Here is an 18,003-nt window from a genome sequence, read left to right as displayed (position 1 = left end):
CAGACAGCGCGAGGCTCAGCATCCCGGACAGCCGGCGATGGCACGGTTCACCGTCTCCGCGGCTCGACGTTCATCCCGGCCAGTTGGACGGTCATACCCTCGGCAGCGGCTACGCGAGATCGCGCCCGGCTTCCCGTTCCGTGCCGAGTAGCCCACGCAGGACCAGATCCACTGTTGCGACAGGGAAATCGTCGGTCACCGGCCGCCGGGAGACCAGTACGCGGAAGTGCGGCGGCCCCAGCACCGCCTCGATCACGGCCGCCGGGTCGGCCGGCGCTATCTCGACGCCGAACGGCGCGTTCGACGATCACCCCCGTCGACCGCGAGCCGTTCGGTCCAGCACGAGTCGACCATCGCGGCCACCGAGTTCTCGTACGGCGCCAACGAGATCCCGGCCCGGACCATCGCCTGCACCTCGGGCGTGAGCAGGTTGCCGATGGCCGCGCGGACCAACGCCAGCAGGTCGTCGCGCAGTGCGCCCGTGTCGGGGATCGGCACGTTCGTGACCGCTCGCTCGCGGATCGCGTCGAGCATCAGCGCTTCCTTTGTCCCCCAACGGCGGTAGAGCGTCGTCTTGTTCACGCCGGCCCGGTTGGCGATCCCCTCCAGGCAGCGGTAGGACTCGGCGCGCTGGCCGCACCCGCGACCGCGGCGACGCCCGCAGGCGGCGGGCCAGGCAGGTTCGCGGGCAAGGTCGTCCTGATCACCGGTGCCACATCCGGCATCGGTGAAGCGACCGCACGCGCGTTCGCCGCCGCGGGCGCCAAGGTGGCGGTCTGCGGGCGTCGCGCCAACTCGGGACGGGACATCGAACGCGGCATCCGTGCCGCACGCGGCGAGGCGACGTACATCCAGGCCGATTTCCGGGTGCCCGCCGCCGTCCAGAACTTCGTGGACAGCGCAGTCCGGCGCTACGGACGCCTGGACATCGCGTTCAACAACGCGCGCGGCGTGTTCCTGGCGATGATCGCCCAGGCCGTCCTCGGCCTCGCGGGGACGAATTCGCTTACCTCACCGGAGCTTCGGTCCCGGTGGACGGCGGAGTCGCCGCCGGGCGGCGGATGTTGATGCCCCGCGGTGAGCGGAAGGCGGCTGTGCCGGGCCGAACGGCACAGCCGCCACCGGGTCCTCAGCTGACTCGGCCGCCCACGACGGGGATGTCGAGGCTGCTGCCGTCAAGCGAGACGGTCAACGTGCCAGCGGCCGTGTCGGTCGAGATGTACGACCGGTTGTTGGCCATCAGCACCAGGCCGATCCGGTGCCCGGCGGACACGACGTAGTCCTTGCCGTGCAGCTCCCAGGAAGCCGTGTAGGTCTGGCCGGGGACGAGCGCGGTGCCGGAACTCAGCGACGAGCGGTTCTTCAGGTCGATCGCGCCCCGGGTGATCACCGTGGCCGTCACGGCCTCCGCGCGTGCGGCGTACGGTTCCGCACAGCCAGTCTTCTGCTCGATGTCCGACAACGAGCACTCCTGGCTCATCAGCTCCTCGGGCGACATGTCCTGGGCGGTGAAGGCCGTGCCGGGACCGTAGTCGACGAGCAGCGCGGTGAGCGGGGCGCTGGCGGTGTTCGACCGCACGGTCACGTTCACCTTGGGAGTACCGGACATCCGGGTCTGCTGCGCCAACGCGGGCGTCACGTAGACGAGCCGGTTCGGCGCGGCGGCGGTGTAGTCGGCCGTCGCCGTGGTCTCGGTCTGCGTGCGGTTGTCGGTGAAGGTCTGGGTGGACGCCGCGGGGCGCGCCGCCTGCAACGTACCGGCGACACCCGATCCCGCCGGGCCGAAGTTCAGGCGCACGTCACGGGCACCCGCGTCCGGCCAGCTGCGGTGGGTCTCCCACGAACCGTTGGGCCGCTGGATGTCGGCCATCGGCTCGTCCATGATCCCGTTGTCCATCCCGTACAACCAGTGGTCCATCCAGCGGTGCACGACGCGCTTCCATTCGTCCGGCCGAGCGCTCACCGGGTCGATGTGCGCACTGCGGTGCAGCCAGATCTTGCGCGGGACGTTGTTCTTCTGCAGCAGGTTCCACCACGCGACACCGTTGCGCAGTTTGACGTTCCAGTCCTCCATGCCGTGCACGAGCAGGACCGACGCCTTCACCTTGTCGGCGTTAGGCTTGTAGTCGCGCTCGGCCCAGAACGGCGTGTAGTCCCAGGTGTTGTCGCCCGCGTTGTCCCCCAGCGACTTGATGAACGCCGCACACCTGGTCTTCGCCGCGGCGCTGGCGACGTAGTTGGCCAGGTACTCCGGATACCTGCTGCCCCAGGCACCCTGGTAGCCGATGCCCTGGTCGCGCGTGTAGTCGTACCAGCTGGAGATGGCGGCGATCGGGATGATCGTCTTCAGGCCGTCGACACCGGTCGAGGCGACGGCGTTGGGCAGCGTCCCGTTGTAGGAAACGCCGGTCAGGCCGACAGCACCCGTGCTCCACGACGCGACCGCGGCGGAACCGTTGGTGTAGAAGCCCTTCACACGCCCGTTCAGCCAGTCGACGACCGCCTTGATCGACTGCGTGTCCTCGGCGTCACCCGTGGTCGGGCAGCCGCCCGAACGGCTGGTGCCCTGCATCTCCGCCTCGATCACGGTGTACCCGCGCGGCACGAAGAACTCGTCGTACCAGTTCCGGAAACCGTATGGCGTCTGGGCGGTTCCGGGCGCCTTGTAGTACGGGCTCGGCTCCATCACCACAGGGGTCTTGAGGCCGCTGTTGGTTTCCTTCGGCCGGATGATCTGGATCGCGATCCGGTCGGGCTTGCCGTCCTTGTCGCTGTCCATCGGTGCTTCGACGAACACATCCTCGCGGATGGCGTCCTGGTAGGAGTAGATCGGCAGGGTCTCCTCGATGTCCTGTGCGGCAGCGGGCACAGGCGTCGCTATCGTGGCCAGGACGGTGCCGAGGGCAGCCGTGACCGCGATTCGTAGTCGTCGCATGACTTTGAGCGAACCGATCGGACCGCATGCCCGGCACGGCCGAAAGGACCGATTCGTTCACACTTTGTTCCCGTTTTTCGATCATCGGCACAACGATCGGCCACCGCACAAGCAAGTCGCGCCTTGCAGGACGTTGCCCAGGTCGGTCACCGGAGCGAAGCGAACTGTCTTCACCGGTAGAGACAGGCCTGACCGATGCCCAGTGATGTGGCCACCTTCAGCGCCGACCGCCTGGACTCGGTCAGGTCTGGGCACGTCGCCCGTTGCAGGTGTGCGGGAAGGCCTCCAGGGCGTGGGTGGGTTCGGTGTTGCTGATGCTGGTCGTCGACCGGGGAGTGGGTGCCGCGGTCCATGACGCGGTGGCCGCCGCCGTCGGGGATGTCGCCGAGTTTCTTGATGTCACCTTTTCTTGATGTCGACGTGGACGAGTTGGCCCATCCGGTTGAGGGCGGGACGGGTCAGAACCCGGTACGCGGTCGAGGACGGCAAGCCCAGGATCGGGGAACCGCCCATCTCGGCAGCGACATGAGCAGCCGGGCATGGGTCTGTCAAATCTGCGGCTCTGGCTCGTAGTCGGTGGTGACCGTGGGTATTTGTCAGGGCAGGAGGATGCGGTGGCGGAGAAGGGTGAATCCGGCGCGTCCGTGCATCTGTTTCATGATCCTTTTGGTGCGGGTGTTAACGCCTTCGGTGCGGCCGTTGTGGTAGGGCAAGGTGACGGCACCGTCCACAGCGGACCGGTCGATCTCGAGACCGTTGGTGAGACTGCGTAGATGCGGCAGATTGACGGCGCGGGCCTCTGCGATCCACTCAGTGAGCTTCACGTCGTTGCCCGCGGCCGGTGGCTGCGGCGATTTTCTCCAGCAGCGTCGTGTCCTTCGGGCGCAGGTTCCCAGGTTTGGTAAGCAGGAGGCGGCTGGCGTGGCGAGAGGTCGTGACGGAGCGGTCGCCTTCGGCGCGGCCCTGGTTGAGGTAGCGGACCAGCAGACTGGCACTGCCGGTGTAGCCCAATTCGCGAATCTCGGCGAGCAGTTGGGTGACAGGGACCGCGGGATCGGTCGCGCGGCGGGCACGCAGATGATCACGGTATGGGTCGACCAGGAATGGGCGGTAGGTCGGGGCGATGCGCAGCGCCTGGGGTTCGGGCATGCGGGCGTAGCGTTTGACGGTGTTCAGAGCCACGCCGAGGCGGCGGGAGCAGTCGAGCAGACCGACTCCTTGGCCGAGTAAATCGTGGACCTTGTTCCAGCGTTCGCGGGTGGTCTGCTCGTGGACGCCGCCGGGTCGGGGCGGGTTGACAGTGGCCCAGCACCCCGCGTGCGCCCGGACCTCGAGCAGCACCTTGTCACAGAGATTGCGCCACAGGTGCCATCGGTCACTGACCTGTACCGCGCCGGGCAGGGCTCGGCGGACCGCTTCGGCATAGGTGGCCGAGCCGTCCCGGCACACGACCTCGACACCGGGATGCTCGCGCAGCCACGACTCCAGGGTGGCCGCGTCGCGGCCGGGCAGGACCGCGACACGTCGGCCGGTCTCGGCATCGATGACGATCGTGGCGTAGCGCTGGCGGCGACGCAGGGCGAAGTCGTCCACGCCGATCACCCGCGGAATCGTCAACCGGGGCAGCGGCAGGCACCGCAGACGGCGCAACGCGGTGCTACGGGACATGGGCACAGCGAGCAGGCCGGCCAGGCGTGCCGCCGCCCGGCCACATAACTCCCGCGCCACATGGGATATCTGCCGAACAAGCCGCACCGTGCAGCGCTGATGCCGTTCCAGCAGTCCGGGAATCTGCTCCGGAACGTCTGCCGCGGGCAGTTCCGAGCCGGGCAGACCAGCCGCCGTACGCGCAGGCGGACGACGACCTGGCGGCCATCGACCGGCACGTCTTTCACCGTCCGCTGGTGATACCCGTGCACCTTTGCCGTCGTAGTCCCGCAGGCCGGACACGGCACGGCCACATCTCGAGTGCGGGCCGTGACCACCACCATGCCGCCGCCCTCCGTCACATCCTCGATAACCAACGCTGACAGTCCGGAGAACACCGTCCCCACAAAGGAATCGACAGCCATCACAAGATCATGATCGCGAACAGCTACTCGCCGTCACCACCGACTACGAGCCAGAGCCACAAGTCTTACAGTCCCTTTGACAGACCCGGTGACGATGGGTTTGGTGTGCAGTGGGCATCGGCGTAGCGGCGAGCCGTGGGGTGGCGCGAGTCGTGTGGGACTGTGTGGTTGGCGTGTATGTCAGCAGTCCTTTGGCGGTCTTGCAGTTTCCCTTTCCCGAAATCCTGTGGTGAAACTGTGGGTCGGCGGCGTGGGCGGTGGTGCTGCGTTTGTTGATGTTGTGGGTGTTGGTGGTGGGGCGCGGGTCATGGTGGTCGTCCTGGGTGGTTGGTGGTCAGAAGGGGGCTGGTTCGTAGGGTTGGGGGTGGGTGACGAGTTTTCGGTTCGCTGGGGTGTGGAAGACGAGGGTGCCTGGGGTGGGCTGGTCCAGCTTCCAGTCTGTTCGCTGGCGCATGAGGTTGTGGCGTTTGCAGAACGTCGATGTGTTGTCGAGGCTGGTCAGTCCTCCTGTCGCGTAGGTTGTGGTGTGGTCGGTCTGGCAGCGGTCGGCTGGGACTGTGCAGCCGGGTTGGCGGCAGGTTCTGTCGCGTAGTTCTATGTGGCGTTTGAGGGCAGGGGAGGCGAAGCGCCTTCTGCTCACTTCCAATACCTGGCCGGTCGGGTCGGTGATCACGCGGCGCCAGGTGGCGTCGTGGGCCAGTTCGCGTGCGTATTCCGCTGTGATGGGGCCGTAGCCCGTTATCTCTCCTGGCTCCTGGTTGAGGCCCAGCAGGGTCGTCATCGGGATCAGCACGTTCACGGTCACCGGCGGCCGGGTTGTTTCCTTTCCCAGCACGAGATCCATGAAGACATCCGCGCGGCGCTGGGCGAGGGTGCGGCCTGGTGTCTTGCAGCGCATGGCCATGGTGTTGATCTGTTGGTACGCCGCGCTGGTTTCATGCGGGTCCAGCGTGATGTTCAGTGTCGCCGTGCCGTCCGGCTTGTCCCACTTGGTGACGTCTCTCTTCGACCGGGCTTCCTGGCGTCTTTGCTCCGCGCCTTGAGGGTCGACTCTGATCACCGTCCGGCGCAGGGCGTGCTTGAAGCGGGTCAGGTTCTCGCGCTTCCCGCCGTCCAGTACTCGTTTCTCCACCTCGGCTGCCTGGTCCGCGGTCAGGTCCGCCGTGTAGTCGTGCATTGCCTTTGTTCTGGTGTAGTCGATCTCGCCTGCTTCCAGTGCGTCCACCGTCGTGGGCAGGCGGGCGACGATGGACCGGGATTGGGAGAGGTGGATGGCAGCCGTGTTGGGGCTGAGGCACAGTTCCATCGCCACTTCTTCCGCCGCGCCGTCACCGAGGTCGATGCCGGAGCGCTTGGGTTGTCGCAGTTCCGCGAATCTCGCGAACCCTCTGATCAGTTTGGCGTCGGAGTTCGACCGCGTCCGGTAGTGGAACGCGATGTAGTCCAGCACCTGGTCGTCGGTCATGTCGGCGAGTGGGATTTCCGGTGGCGGTTGGATCGTCCTCGCGGAGAGGCCCCGTTGTTCGCACATGTGTTCACTTTATCGGTTTATTGGTTCGTTATGCCTTCACTCGATCGGGTGGGGTTTTGGCCCGCGATGATGCCGCTTGCCGCCGGTGGCGCTCATTGCGCTGTGGCGCAAGAGCAGCGAGTATCCGCATCAGCAGGCCGCCGTCGCCGCGAGGTCGGCTCTCGCACAGTCCGTCCCGAGACCGGCTGAGGGTCTCGACCTCGCGCAGACACCCCAGAGCTGATCCGTGGCCGGGGTGTGATCGTGTCACGCAAGACGGTGGCATTGCTGATGCGCCGCACGGAAATCGTCGGATTCCCGTGCGGTGCAAGACAAATAAGTGCGGAACCTCGCCGAACGCGCCACCGCAACCGCCCGGGGTCGGCCCCGCTGGCCAAACACATCATCGGCCGCCCCGGCTCAATTGCCTGCACCTCATCGCTTTGAGCCAGATCCCCAGCGCAACAAACGCCACCTCGCAGCCGGCCAACCAGCTCACGCCTGCCGCCGGAAACCAGCCACGGCAAGTCTGTCCCGCGGCGTGAGTGCTGCTCAGGTTAGGCGAAATGGCCGCCGTGCCAGGCCAGGCTTCGGCGCTGCACGATCATCAGCACGCGGTTGAGCAGGAAGCCCAGCGCTCCGATCAGCACGATCCATGCCCACATTCCCGCCAGGTCCGAATAGCCCTGGGCGTTGGCCAGTTGGTAGCCGATGCCGTTGCTGGTTCCCACCAGCTCCGACAGCACCATCAGGATCAGGGCTATCGAGAGGCTCAGGCGCAGTCCCGCGAAGATCTTCGGCGACGCCGCCGGCAGCACCACGCCGAAGATCCACTGTGGTTTCGAGATCCGGAAGGCTCGTGCTGTGTCTGTCTTCGTCGCGTCCACCGACCTGGCGCCATCCACCGCGTTGAGCAGCACCGGCCAGATCGCGCCGGTCACGATGGTGATCAGCTCGGTCTGCGGGCCCAGGGAGAACATCACCATGAACACCGGCACCAGCAGCGGTGGTGGCACCGAGCGGGCGAACGCCAGCAGCGCGCCGGCGTAGTCCATCGCCTTGCCTGCCCTGCCCAGCGCTGTCCCCAGGACTATGCCCAGCACCGCCGCTATCAGCCAGCCGCCGAGCAGCACACCGAGGCTCGGCAGGATGTCCCCGGTCAGCGACGACGGCGAGAACCAGAGATCCCCCGCGCGGCCCGCGATGTCCAGCGGCGGCGGGAAGTACGGGTCCGCCGCCGCTTTCGTGATCGCTTGCCAGACCACGAGGACCGCCGCCACGGCCACGCAGCTCACGACCAGTTGCCAGCGGCGCTTCGCCGCACCCGCGGCACCGGACGACCCCGTCGCCGGCCAGCCCAGCCAGCGGTTGTGCGCACCGGCCAGCGCCGCGTTGATCAGCAGGCCGAACAGGCCCGCGAGCACCGTCACCGCCAGCACTGTGTCCATCCGGCCCGCGCTCAGGCCGTGCACGTAGACGAACTGGCCGACGCCGATGCTGCCGCCGTAGAGGAATTCCGTTGCCACGACAGCGATCAGGGCGATCGACGCGGACAACCGCACACCTGTCAGCACGAACGGCGCCGAACTCGGCAGGATCACCGCTGTGATCATCCGCAGCCGGGATGTGCGGAACGCGCGGGCTGTCTCGACCATGTGCCGGTCGACTTCGGCCACCGCGTAGATGGTGTTGAACAGGATCGGCCACACCGCGGCGAACGTGGCCAGCGTGATCTTCATCTGCGCGCCCGCGCCCAGCAGCACCGTGATCAACGGGATCAGCGCCACGCCCGGCAGTGGCCGCAGGAACTCGATCAACGGCATGGTCGCCGCGCGCACCACCGGGATCCGGCCGATCACGATGCCGAGCGGCACGGCGATCGCCGTCGCCAGGCTCAGCGCGATCAGCCACGACAACACCGTGGACGCGACGTCCGCGACGAACCTGCCCTCACCGAACACCGTCAGGCACCTGGTCAGCACCTCGGACGGCGGGGGGATCAACTTCGCGTCACCAGATCGGCTGGCGACTTCCCACACGAGCAGGAAGCCGGCCAGCCCGACCAACGAACGGATCAGTCGCACTCAGCTACCCGGCGCGGTGTAGATGTACGAGCTGGCCTGGATGTCCTGCTGCAGCTGCGACAGCTCGGGGTAGCTGCGCATCAGCGTGATGACGCGTTGCAGCCGCGTGGCGTCCAGCGAGGTCGGGAACACGCCGAGGTTCAGCAGCGGCACCGTGGCCTCGTCGACGCCGGTCAGCTCCTTCATCACCTTCTGCAGGTTGCTGCGGTCACCGGAAGCACGCTGCGCCTTGGTCATCGCACGCTGGAAAGCCGCGACAGTCTTGGGGTTCTCCTGCGCGAACTTCGACGGGGACACGTATCCGCTCAGCGGCATGTCCAGCGTCGGCCCGGCGATCACCTTCAACGACCGCGTCGCGCCGAGGTCCTTCTCGGCCTGCGTCATGAACGGCTCGATCGCGATACCCGCGTCGATCTGCCCGGCCTCCAGCGCCTTCGGGATGTTCGGGAACGGCACCTGCACGTAGGTGACCTTGCTCGGGTCCGCGCCGTTGTCGCGCAGGGTCGAGCGGAACAGCAGGTCGCCGATGTTGCCCGGCGGCTGGTGGACGCTGACCTTCTTGCCCTCGAAGTCCTTGGGCGACGCGATGGTCACGCCCTTGCGGGCCAGCATCACGAACGACTCCGGGGTGCCCTGGTACGCGTCCGCAACGATCTTGGCGTCGAGCGTCTTCTTGGAAGCGGCCTGGAAGTACGACACGTAGTTCATCAGGCTGAAGTCCAGATCGCCCTTGTTGAGCAGCGGCTGGGTCTGCGAAGCGGACTGGAACAGCGTGACCTTGGGGTCGAGCCCCTCTTCCTTGAAGAAGCCCAGCTTCTCCGCCACCTTGACCGGCGCGTCGTCGACCGACGCGATGATTCCGATGTGGATGTTGGGTTTCTCGACCTGCCCCGATCCCCCGGACGAGTCGCTGGACGAGCCGTCCAGGATGCCGCATCCCGCGGCGAGCAGTGTGGCCACAGCGACCGCAGTGAGACGGAGCATCCCACCGGCACGCTTACCTGCCGTAAACATTCGATCCTCCGAAGATCCGACCTGTGAAGGCGGCTCATGGTAGGCCGAACGAGGTCGATCTTGGCCAGTCGCGTCCCCACTGTTCAAGAAAAAAACACGCAAATAGTCTGAACAGACCAGCAGGCCAGACGGCCTGACTGGTCCATTCAGGTCACGATACCGTCGAATGTCACAATTAAGCATCACCCAGCGTGAGCCCGATGTGGTAATAGCCACACCACCCGAGATCATGTACCGGGTAATTACCCACCGCGGCCACGCGCCAAACCTTCATCGCTGTCGGTTACGCAGGTAATCGCTGACGACAGCGGCTCCGAGACCGTCCAGATCGGGCGCGACGACCCGCCCGCCGCTGCGGCGGGCCATGATGTCCACGAACGCTTTCAGGCGCTCGTCCTCGCCCAGCATGAACACCGACACCGACGCGCCCAGCCTGGCCAGTTTGTCCACTTCGGTCAGTGTCAGGCGCAATGTCCTCGGTAGCGGCGGATAGTTGAATTCCGCGTCGCCGTCCGGTTCCAGGTGCGCGGTCGGTTCGCCGTCGGTCACGACGATGACCACCGGCTGCGCGTCGGGTTGCCGCCGGATGTGCCTGCCCGCCAGCAGCAGCGCGTGGTGCAGGTTGGTGCCCTGCTCCCACACGCCTTCCATCGCGGTCAGCTCGGCCATGTCCACTTTGGCCGCGTACCGGCCGAAGGTGATCAGTTCGAGCGCGTCGCCGCGGAACCGCGTCTGCACCAGGTGGTGCAACGCCAGCGCGGTGCGTTTCATGGGCAGCCAACGGCCGTCCTGCACCATCGACCACGACGTGTCCACGCACAACGCCACCGCCGCGCGTGCGCGTTGCTCGGTTTCGATCACCTCGACGTCCTTGACGTCCAGCGTGACCGCGCCGCCGGCACCCGCCGACCTCAGGACGGCGTTGCGGACCGTCCGCGACACCTCCCACGGTTCGGTGTCGCCGAACTGCCACAGCCGTGACGAGCCCGTCGGTTCGCCCGCGGCACCCGCTCGCGCGGTGTCGCGTTCGCCGCGGCGGTTGGACAGCGATTTGACCACGTCCTTCAGCGCGGTCTCGCCGAGACGGCGCATCGCCTTGGGAGACAAGCGCAGTGTCCCGTCGGCGGCTCGTTCGAGCAGGCCCTGGTCACGCAACGCGCGTTCCAGTTCCGACAGCCTGCGGGCGTCGACAGCCGCCTCCTGGCCGAGCTGACGCTCCAGCGCCTCGAGGTCGATGTCCTCCAGCCGCGCACCGGGATAGGCCTGGCCCAGCTGTTCGGCCAGTGCGTCCATTTCGGCCAGGTCCTCCATGGCCTGCACGCCCTCGCCCATCCCGAACGGGTTCTGGCCGCGGAACCGGCCGCTGGAGGTCCAGTCCTCCCCCGGCCGCAGCGACTGCAGGTACGCGTCCAGCTTGCTGACCTCGGCGGCCAGCCGCGGATCGCCGAACGCCTGCTGGATCAGCGACCCCAGCTCGGCGCGCTGCTCGGCCGACATCGAGTTCATCATCCGCTGCGCGGCGGCGGCACGCGCGGCCAGCGCGTCGATGAGTTCCTCGACGTCGCGCGGGTTCTCCGGGAAGAACTCGCCGTGCTTGCGCATGAACTGCTCGAACCGCTGCTGCGTGTCCGCGTCACCGCGGGCGTGCGCGGCCAGCAGGTCGTTGAGGTCCGACATCATCTCGCGGACCCGCTCGACGTCCTGCGGCGTGGCGTTCTGCAGCGCCTGCTTCATGCCGCGGAACCGCGACTCCATCAGCTCCTGGCCGAGCAGGTCCTGGATCTTCTGGTAGTTCTCCCGCGCCTGCGGGGACTGCCAGTCGTAGTTCGCCAGTTCCCGCACGGCCGCCGCCGTTCCCGGCGGCAACGCGTCCAGCTGCGCCTCCCTGAACCGGGCGTCGTCGGACGGATCCGGGAACAGGTGCCGTTTCTCGGCCTCCAGCGCCTCGTCCAGCAGGCGCTGGACCTCCTGCAGCGTTCCGTCGAGCCGGTGACGGCGTTGCAGGCGAGCACGTTGCTGCCACAGCCGCCTGGTCATGTCGTCGAGGCCGCGGGTGTCCCGGACTCCTTGGCGCAGCAGCTCTTCCATCGCGGCCCTTGGTGACGAGCCGTCCATCACGTCCCGGCCGATCTGGTCAAGCGCGGCCCGCAGATCCACCGGTGGCGCCAGTGGATCCGGGCCGTCATGCCAAGGGCGGTACGCGAAGTGCGTCACGGCCCATACACCGCCGTACCGTCTTCGGCGTCCTTGGCCAGCCTGCGCGACAGGTACAACGCCTCCAGCGCCAGCTCGACAGCGGAGGCGATCCGGCCTGCCGAGTCCGTCGGCTTCACCCCGACGCGCTCGGCGACCTCGTGCAGCACAGGCAGTTCCGGCAACGCGTTGAGCACTTCGGACGCCGGGATGCGCTCACCGGTGGTCACGATGCGGCCCTCGCCGATCGCGTCCTCCAGCGGGCTGAGGTCCAGGCCCGCGAACGCGTACCGCGCGGTCTCGGCGATGGCCATCCGCAGCAGGTGCGTCAGGTGCTCGGTTTCCCGGCCTTCCTCACCGGCCTCGAACTCCAGCTTGCCGCGCAGCACGTCCGGGATGGCGTCCAGGTCGATCGGCCGGGCCACGGCGACGTCCTCGCCCGTCAGCGCGGCACGCCGCAGCGCGGCCGCGGCCAGTGTCTCGGCCGCGGCGACGGCGAACCGCGCCGAGACGCCCGAGCGCTGGTCGATCGCCGCCGACTCGCGCAGGTTGCGCACGAACCGGGCGACCACCTCGACCAACGGGTCCGGCACCTCGGCGACCAGGTCGGACTCCTGGCGGACCAGGTTGATCTCGTCGTCGACGTCCAGCGGGTAGTGCGTGCGCACCTCCGCGCCGAACCGGTCCTTGAGCGGCGTGATGATCCGGCCGCGGTTGGTGTAGTCCTCGGGGTTCGCGGTGGCCACGAGCAGCACGTCCAGCGGCAGCCGCATGGTGTAGCCGCGGATCTGGATGTCCCGCTCCTCCATCACGTTGAGCAGGCCGACCTGGATCCGCTCGGCGAGGTCGGGCAGTTCGTTGACCGCGATGACGCCGCGGTGCGCCCGCGGGACGAGTCCGAAGTGGATGGTCTCGGGGTCGCCGAGGCTGCGGCCCTGCGCGACCTTCACCGGGTCGACGTCACCGATCAGGTCGCCGACGGAGGTGTCCGGCGTCGCCAGCTTCTCGGCGTACCGCTCGGAGCGGTGCCGCCACGCCACCGGCAGGTCGTCACCGAGCTCGGTGGCCCGGCGCCTGGATTCGGCGGTGATCGGCTCGTAGGGGTGCTCCCCCAGCTCCGCGCCGTCGATGACCGGGGACCACTCGTCGAGCAGGCCGGTCAGCGTGCGCAGCAGGCGGGTCTTGCCCTGGCCGCGCTCGCCGAGCAACACGATGTCGTGCCCCGCCAGCAGCGCTCTCTCCAGCTGCGGCAGGACGGTACGGTCAAAACCGACAATTCCCGGCCAGGGATCGCCACCGGCCCGCAGGATCGCGAGCAAGTTGTCCCTGATCTCGGCCTTCACGCCACGCTGCTGATGGCCGGCGGCCTTCAGCTCGCCGACTGTGCGTGGCAGGTTTCCACGATTCACCCCATTGACGCTACGTCGGATTCGGGGTCGCGCCAACGTGGAGTAACTCCGGTCGCCCGCAACAAGGCCAGTGACGTGTCCAAAGCGGCTTCCAGGTGCCCGATCCCGCCAGTGGACAGCAACACCGTTACACCGCCTTGTACGGCGGCGATGAGCGACGCCGCGACACGGTCCGCGTCCAGCCCCGGGTCGATCTCGCCGCTCAGCTGCATGTGCTCCACGCCCACGCGCAGGCGGTCCTGCCATCGTTCGAGCAGCCGGCCAGTCAGCGCCTGCGCGGCCGGTGTCTTGCGGCCGAGTTCGGTGATCAGCACGCCGAGCGGGCAGTGCACCCCGGCCTCGCGGTAGCGGCGGACGACCAGATCACGCCAGTTCTGCCACGCCTGCCAGCTGGTCAGCTCGCTCAGGTACGGCTCCTGGTCGAGCAGGACCCGGTCGGTCTCGTACTCCGCGACCGCGAGCAGCAACTCCTCCTTGCCACCGGGGAAGTAGTGGAAGATCTGGCTCTTGCTGGTCGCCGTGCGCGCACGGACGTCGTCCAGCGTGGTCGCGGCCGTCCCGTGCTCGCGCACGAGCGCGGAGGTGGCTTCGACGATCCGCTGCCTGGTCGCGAGGCCTTTGCGAGTGAGCACGACACCCTCCGGTTTCTGGACTTGCCGGTCCATTTTATCCGGACGATCGTGGGCCGTGTTCTCCAGAGAAAGGTGCTCGGGACATGCGAGCGATTCTGATCGACCGGCTCGGCGGGCCGGAACAGCTGCGGATCACCGACCAGCCGGACCCGCGCCCGGGGCCGGGCGAGATCCGTGTGGCGGTCGCGGTGGCCGGGGTGAACTTCATGGACACCGGGACACGGCGGATGGGACCGCCGGACGGCCGGATCCCGGTCGTGCCGGGTGTGGAAGGCGCCGGGCGAGTCGTGGAACTGGGAGAGGGCGCGACGGGCCTTTCGGTGGGCGACCGGGTGGCCTGGACCTACGTGTACGGCTCATACGCCGAACAACTGGTCATGCCCGTCGACCACGCCGTGCCCGTACCGGATGACATCTCCGACGAGGCAGCGGCGAGCATCATGCTGCAGGGCCTCACCGCGCACCACTTCGTGACCGAGGCGGCGCCGGTGTCGCCGGGCCAGCTCACGCTGGTGCACGCGGCGGCGGGCGGTGTCGGCCAGAAGCTGGTGCAGCTCATCAAAGCGCGAGGTGGCCGGGTCATCGGGCTGGTGTCCGGGGAAAGCAAGGCGGACATCGCGCGCCGGGCCGGTGCGGACGACGTGGTGGTCTCGACCGGACCGGCGTTCGTCGAGCCGGTCATGGAGCTCAGCGGCGGCGAAGGCGTGCACACGGTCTTCGACGGCGGCGGGGAAACCACGTTCCGCGCGTCGACGAGTGTCGTGCGGCGCAACGGCACGCTGCTGTACTTCGGGCCGCTCATCGGTTCGGTGCCGACGCTGAACCTGCGTGACCTGCCCAACAGCATCAAGGTCGGCTATCCCGTCTTCCACGACCACATCCCCACCAGGCAGGCACTGCTGCGGCACACCGCGGACCTGTTCGACATGGTCAGGGACGGCAGGCTGACGACCGGCATCGGCGGGCGCTACCCGCTGGCCGACGCCGAACAGGCGCACCGCGACATCGAGTCACGCACGACCACCGGGAAGTTGGTGCTCCTGCCCTGAACCCCGGCACCGGCGGCGCGCGGTTAGGCTTCCGGCGTGCCATTCCCAAGTGCCACGTTCGCTGTGTGGGCCTCTGCCTGGTTGCACGGGGCCGCAGCACCCGACGACACCCTCGACGCACTCGCCATCTGGGCCGAGATGCACGAAGTCGTGGCGGACGACGAAGGAACCGCGACAGCGCTGGAACTACCCGCCAGGGACGAACGCGCCGGTCAACTGGCCGCGCTGCTGGCCGCACTGCGCAAGGCGGGTGCCACCACAACCCGGTTGGTCATCCCGGTGCCCGGTGACGTGCGGGGGCTCGGCGGGTCCACGAGACTCGCCAGTGAGGCCGTGCGCGCCGGCGAGGCCGTCACGCTGCCGGAAGCGGGCGTCGCGGTCGTGCCGGAGACAGTGGCCGACAGCGTCATCCGGTGGACGGTGTTCGACCTGCCGACCACGTCGCCGGGCGAGCACACGCCCCTGGGCGAGGCCGACCACAACTTGTCGACCGCGATGCGCGAGGCCGCGGGCACGCTGGCGTCACTCGACCTGAGCAGCAACCGCTCCGGTGTGCGGCACGAGATCAAGCAACGAGTCGCGACCAGCGCTCGGGCCCGCTGGCCAATCGGCATGCCGCAGAAGGCGTTGCGCGTGTGGCAACGCGCCACCGAGGTCGCCGCGATGCTGGAGGTGGCTGCGGAGGACGACCCCGGCGGTGCGATGTCGTCCTCCGCCACGCTACGACGCTCCGAGGCTCTCCGCCCGCTCGCCAACGCTGTCCGCATCGCCCGGTGCGCCGCCATCGACGAGGCCGTCCGGGTCCTGTCCGACCACGCCGGACGGCACTGAACCGACACCACCGACGGCGCTCGTCCGCAGCCGCGTCTTGGCTGTGGTCGATGCGCCGATCGCGTCCAGGCCGAGCAGCGCCGCGCCGACGACAGGGGCGACGTCCAGGACCCTGACCTCGGCGCGAGGCGCGACTGCCACGCATTGCTGTTCGATGACATCGATGACATCGCGATGAACACCCGTCATCACGCCGCCGCCGAGCACGATCGCCGGCGCCTCCCCGGTCATCTCCAGCTTGCGCATGGTCGTGCAGATCATCGTGCTGATCTCGTCGACGAGCTGCTTGACCACGCCCTGCGCGACCACGTCACCGGTGCGCGCGACCTGGAACAGCAGCGGGCACAGCTCGTGGATCACCTCGCGCGGCAGGCTTTCGAAGTGCAGCCGTTCCACCACTTCGAAGATGTCCTCGGCGCCGAAGTGGTCCACGATCGCGGGCAGCAGATCGGTGTACGGGCCGCGGCCGTCGCCCGCGCGCACCGCCCACCACAACGCCTCCGAGCCGAGGTGGAACCCGCCGCCCCAGTCACCGGAGATCTTGCCGAGGGCCGGAAACCGGTGCACGCGCCCGTCCGCCGCGACCCCGACGCAGTTGATGCCCGCGCCGCACACCACCGCGACGCCGACGCCGTCGGTGGTGCCCGCACGCAGCATCGCGAACGTGTCGTTGCCGACCACGATGGACGGTGACCAGCCGCGCTCGGTCAGCGCCCTGGAAAGTTCTTCCTCCTCCGCGGGCAGGTCCGCACCGGCCAGGTAGGCTGCGGTGTGCGTGCCGTACGGCGGTGTGCCGGGCAGGCCTGCCTGCCCGGCCGCGTCGACCACCAGCTGCTCGAAGACGTCAAGGCCTTCGTTGAGGCCGACGACCTGCGGCGACGCGCCGGGTCCCCGGGTGCGCCCGAGGATGGTGCCGGACGCGTCGACGAGCATCACGTCGGTCTTGCTGCCGCCGCCGTCGATGGCGATGACAACCGTGTCCGCAGCAGGGCCGGTCATGCGTTGGCCCACGGCAGATCAGCGCGGTTGGCGGCGATCAGCTCGTCGGCCAACCGGTCGGCGAACTTGTACTGACCGATCAACGGGTGCGCCAGCAACGCGTCCGCGACGCGGTCACGGCCGCCGTGCAGCGCCGCCTCCAGCGCCAGGTACTCGTACGCGGTCACGTGCGAGATCAGGCCGGAGAAGCGCGGCTCGACCGGCTTGATCGGCAGCGGCACCGCGCCGCTTCCGTCCACAGTGGCCGGAACCTCGATCACCGCGTCGTCCGGCAGGAACGGCATGGCACCGTTGTTGCGGACGTTCACCACGTGCTCCTCCGCCGCGCCGCCGCCGGTCAGCGCGTGCACCAGCTGCACGGCCGCCTCGGAGTAGTAGGCGCCGCCGCGTTTGGCCAGGCTCTCCGGCTTGGTCACCACGGCGGGATCGGCGTACAGCTTCAGCAACTCGTTCTCCACCTCGATGACGACGTCCGCCCGTGGCGGGTTCTCCAGCTGGTCGGCCAGCACGTCGTCGTGCGCGTAGTAGTACTTCAGGTAGTACGACGGCACCGCGTTCATCCGGCGCATCCAGTCGGCCTGCGAGCCGATCTCGGCCGCCAGGTGCTCGCCGAACTCGCCGAGCAGGTCGGGCAGGCGGTCCACTGTCCCGTCGGCGGTGGTCACGTGGACACCGCGCTCCCAGGTGAGGTGGTTGAGCCCGATGTGGTCGAGCCGGACCGCGCCGGTGTCCACACCGAACAGTGCGGCGAACTGCCGCTGCAGGTGGATGGCCACGTTGCACAGCCCGACAGCGCGGTGCCCGGCCTGCAGCAACGCACGCGTCACGATGCCGACCGGGTTGGTGAAGTTGACGATCCACGTGTCGTCACCGGCCACCCTGCGCACGCGCTCGGCGATGTCGAGCACGACCGGGACGGTGCGCAGCGCCTTGGCCAGCCCACCGGCACCGGTCGTCTCTTGACCGATACACCCGCAGGCATGCGGAAACGTCTCGTCGGACCGCCTGGCTTTCTGCCCGCCGACCCGCAGTTGCAGCAGCACCGCCGAGGCGCCTTCGGCGCCCTGCTCGAGGCTGGAGGTGGTCAGCACCTTCGCCGGGTGGCCGGCGTGCTCGAGCAGTCGCTGGCAGAAGTCGCCGACGATGCGCAACCGGTGGGTGTCCGGGTCGACGAGCACGATCTCGTCGACGTCCAGACTGGCTCGCCTGCCGGCAATGCCGTCGACCAGCTCCGGCGTGTAAGTGGATCCGCCACCCACAACGGTCAGTCTCATC

13 protein-coding genes and 4 pseudogenes are annotated in these 18,003 nt (G+C 68.3%); 3 read left to right on the top strand and 14 right to left on the bottom strand.

The window, feature by feature from the left end; genetic code table 11:
* Positions 1-109 precede the first annotated feature (109 nt).
* On the bottom strand, positions 110-256 hold the full coding sequence (locus AOZ06_RS57885) for a hypothetical protein (protein ID WP_169798951.1): 147 nt from the start codon (positions 254-256) through the stop codon (positions 110-112).
* Between the two features lie 20 nt (positions 257-276).
* A complete protein-coding gene (locus AOZ06_RS54190) occupies positions 277-582 on the bottom strand; it encodes a TetR/AcrR family transcriptional regulator C-terminal ligand-binding domain-containing protein (protein WP_169798950.1) in 306 nt (101 codons plus the stop codon).
* A 48-nt stretch (positions 583-630) separates the two neighbouring features.
* Between AOZ06_RS54190 and AOZ06_RS20300 the strand changes: the two are divergent.
* Positions 631-945: pseudogene (locus tag AOZ06_RS20300) on the top strand (SDR family NAD(P)-dependent oxidoreductase); the annotation flags it as partial.
* Between the two features lie 184 nt (positions 946-1,129).
* On the opposite strand, the gene AOZ06_RS20295 reads toward AOZ06_RS20300, so the two are convergent.
* The 10 genes and pseudogenes from AOZ06_RS20295 to AOZ06_RS20260 all read right to left on the bottom strand — a co-directional run bounded on the left by AOZ06_RS20295 (position 1,130) and on the right by AOZ06_RS20260 (position 13,849).
* Positions 1,130-2,935 carry a Xaa-Pro dipeptidyl-peptidase gene (locus AOZ06_RS20295; protein ID WP_054290847.1) on the bottom strand — a complete coding sequence of 602 codons (1,806 nt, stop codon included), beginning with the start codon at positions 2,933-2,935 and terminating at the stop codon, positions 1,130-1,132.
* A gap of 344 nt (positions 2,936-3,279) precedes the next feature.
* Positions 3,280-3,433: pseudogene (locus tag AOZ06_RS56450) on the bottom strand (IS481 family transposase); the annotation flags it as partial.
* 98 nt (positions 3,434-3,531) lie between these two features.
* Positions 3,532-5,007, bottom strand: a pseudogene (locus AOZ06_RS20290) (ISL3 family transposase).
* A gap of 334 nt (positions 5,008-5,341) precedes the next feature.
* A complete protein-coding gene (locus AOZ06_RS20285; RefSeq protein WP_054290846.1) occupies positions 5,342-6,472 on the bottom strand; it encodes an HNH endonuclease signature motif containing protein in 1,131 nt (376 codons plus the stop codon).
* A gap of 602 nt (positions 6,473-7,074) precedes the next feature.
* The gene (locus AOZ06_RS62140; protein WP_417999968.1) at positions 7,075-7,782 is read right to left on the bottom strand and encodes an ABC transporter permease; all 708 of its coding nucleotides are present in this window, start codon (positions 7,780-7,782) and stop codon (positions 7,075-7,077) included.
* 132 nt (positions 7,783-7,914) lie between these two features.
* Positions 7,915-8,391: pseudogene (locus AOZ06_RS62135) on the bottom strand (ABC transporter permease); the annotation flags it as partial.
* Between the two features lie 210 nt (positions 8,392-8,601).
* Positions 8,602-9,585 carry an ABC transporter substrate-binding protein gene (locus AOZ06_RS20275; protein WP_054290845.1) on the bottom strand — a complete coding sequence of 328 codons (984 nt, stop codon included), beginning with the start codon at positions 9,583-9,585 and terminating at the stop codon, positions 8,602-8,604.
* Between the two features lie 300 nt (positions 9,586-9,885).
* A complete protein-coding gene (locus AOZ06_RS20270; protein WP_054290844.1) occupies positions 9,886-11,829 on the bottom strand; it encodes a vWA domain-containing protein in 1,944 nt (647 codons plus the stop codon).
* Positions 11,826-13,217, bottom strand: coding sequence for an ATP-binding protein (locus AOZ06_RS20265; protein WP_054290843.1), 1,392 nt, complete (start codon positions 13,215-13,217; stop codon positions 11,826-11,828). Before AOZ06_RS20265 ends, AOZ06_RS20270 begins: the two co-directional genes overlap by 4 nt.
* Positions 13,214-13,849 (bottom strand): TetR/AcrR family transcriptional regulator, encoded by a 636-nt coding sequence (locus tag AOZ06_RS20260; protein ID WP_218922026.1) that lies wholly within the window; start codon positions 13,847-13,849, stop codon positions 13,214-13,216. The genes AOZ06_RS20265 and AOZ06_RS20260 overlap by 4 nt, the downstream gene beginning before the upstream one ends.
* A gap of 83 nt (positions 13,850-13,932) precedes the next feature.
* Between AOZ06_RS20260 and AOZ06_RS20255 the strand changes: the two genes are divergently transcribed.
* Together AOZ06_RS20255 and AOZ06_RS20250 are read left to right on the top strand one after the other, a co-directional pair.
* Entirely contained in the window at positions 13,933-14,898 is a 966-nt protein-coding gene (locus AOZ06_RS20255; RefSeq protein ID WP_054290841.1) for a quinone oxidoreductase family protein, read from the top strand.
* A 36-nt stretch (positions 14,899-14,934) separates the two neighbouring features.
* A complete protein-coding gene (locus tag AOZ06_RS20250; protein ID WP_054290840.1) occupies positions 14,935-15,729 on the top strand; it encodes a hypothetical protein in 795 nt (264 codons plus the stop codon).
* Here the strand turns inward: AOZ06_RS20250 and AOZ06_RS20245 are convergent.
* A complete protein-coding gene (locus AOZ06_RS20245) occupies positions 15,619-16,728 on the bottom strand; it encodes an N-acetylglucosamine kinase (protein ID WP_083472680.1) in 1,110 nt (369 codons plus the stop codon). The two genes, AOZ06_RS20250 and AOZ06_RS20245, sit on opposite strands and share 111 nt — an antisense overlap.
* Positions 16,725-18,002, bottom strand: coding sequence for a 6-phospho-beta-glucosidase (locus AOZ06_RS20240; RefSeq protein ID WP_054290839.1), 1,278 nt, complete (start codon positions 18,000-18,002; stop codon positions 16,725-16,727). The genes AOZ06_RS20245 and AOZ06_RS20240 overlap by 4 nt, the downstream gene beginning before the upstream one ends.
* Position 18,003 lies beyond the last annotated feature (1 nt).

The sequence above is a fragment of the Kibdelosporangium phytohabitans genome (assembly GCF_001302585.1).
Taxonomy (GTDB): domain Bacteria; phylum Actinomycetota; class Actinomycetes; order Mycobacteriales; family Pseudonocardiaceae; genus Kibdelosporangium; species Kibdelosporangium phytohabitans.
This window is presented reverse-complemented; position numbering and strand designations above follow the sequence as displayed.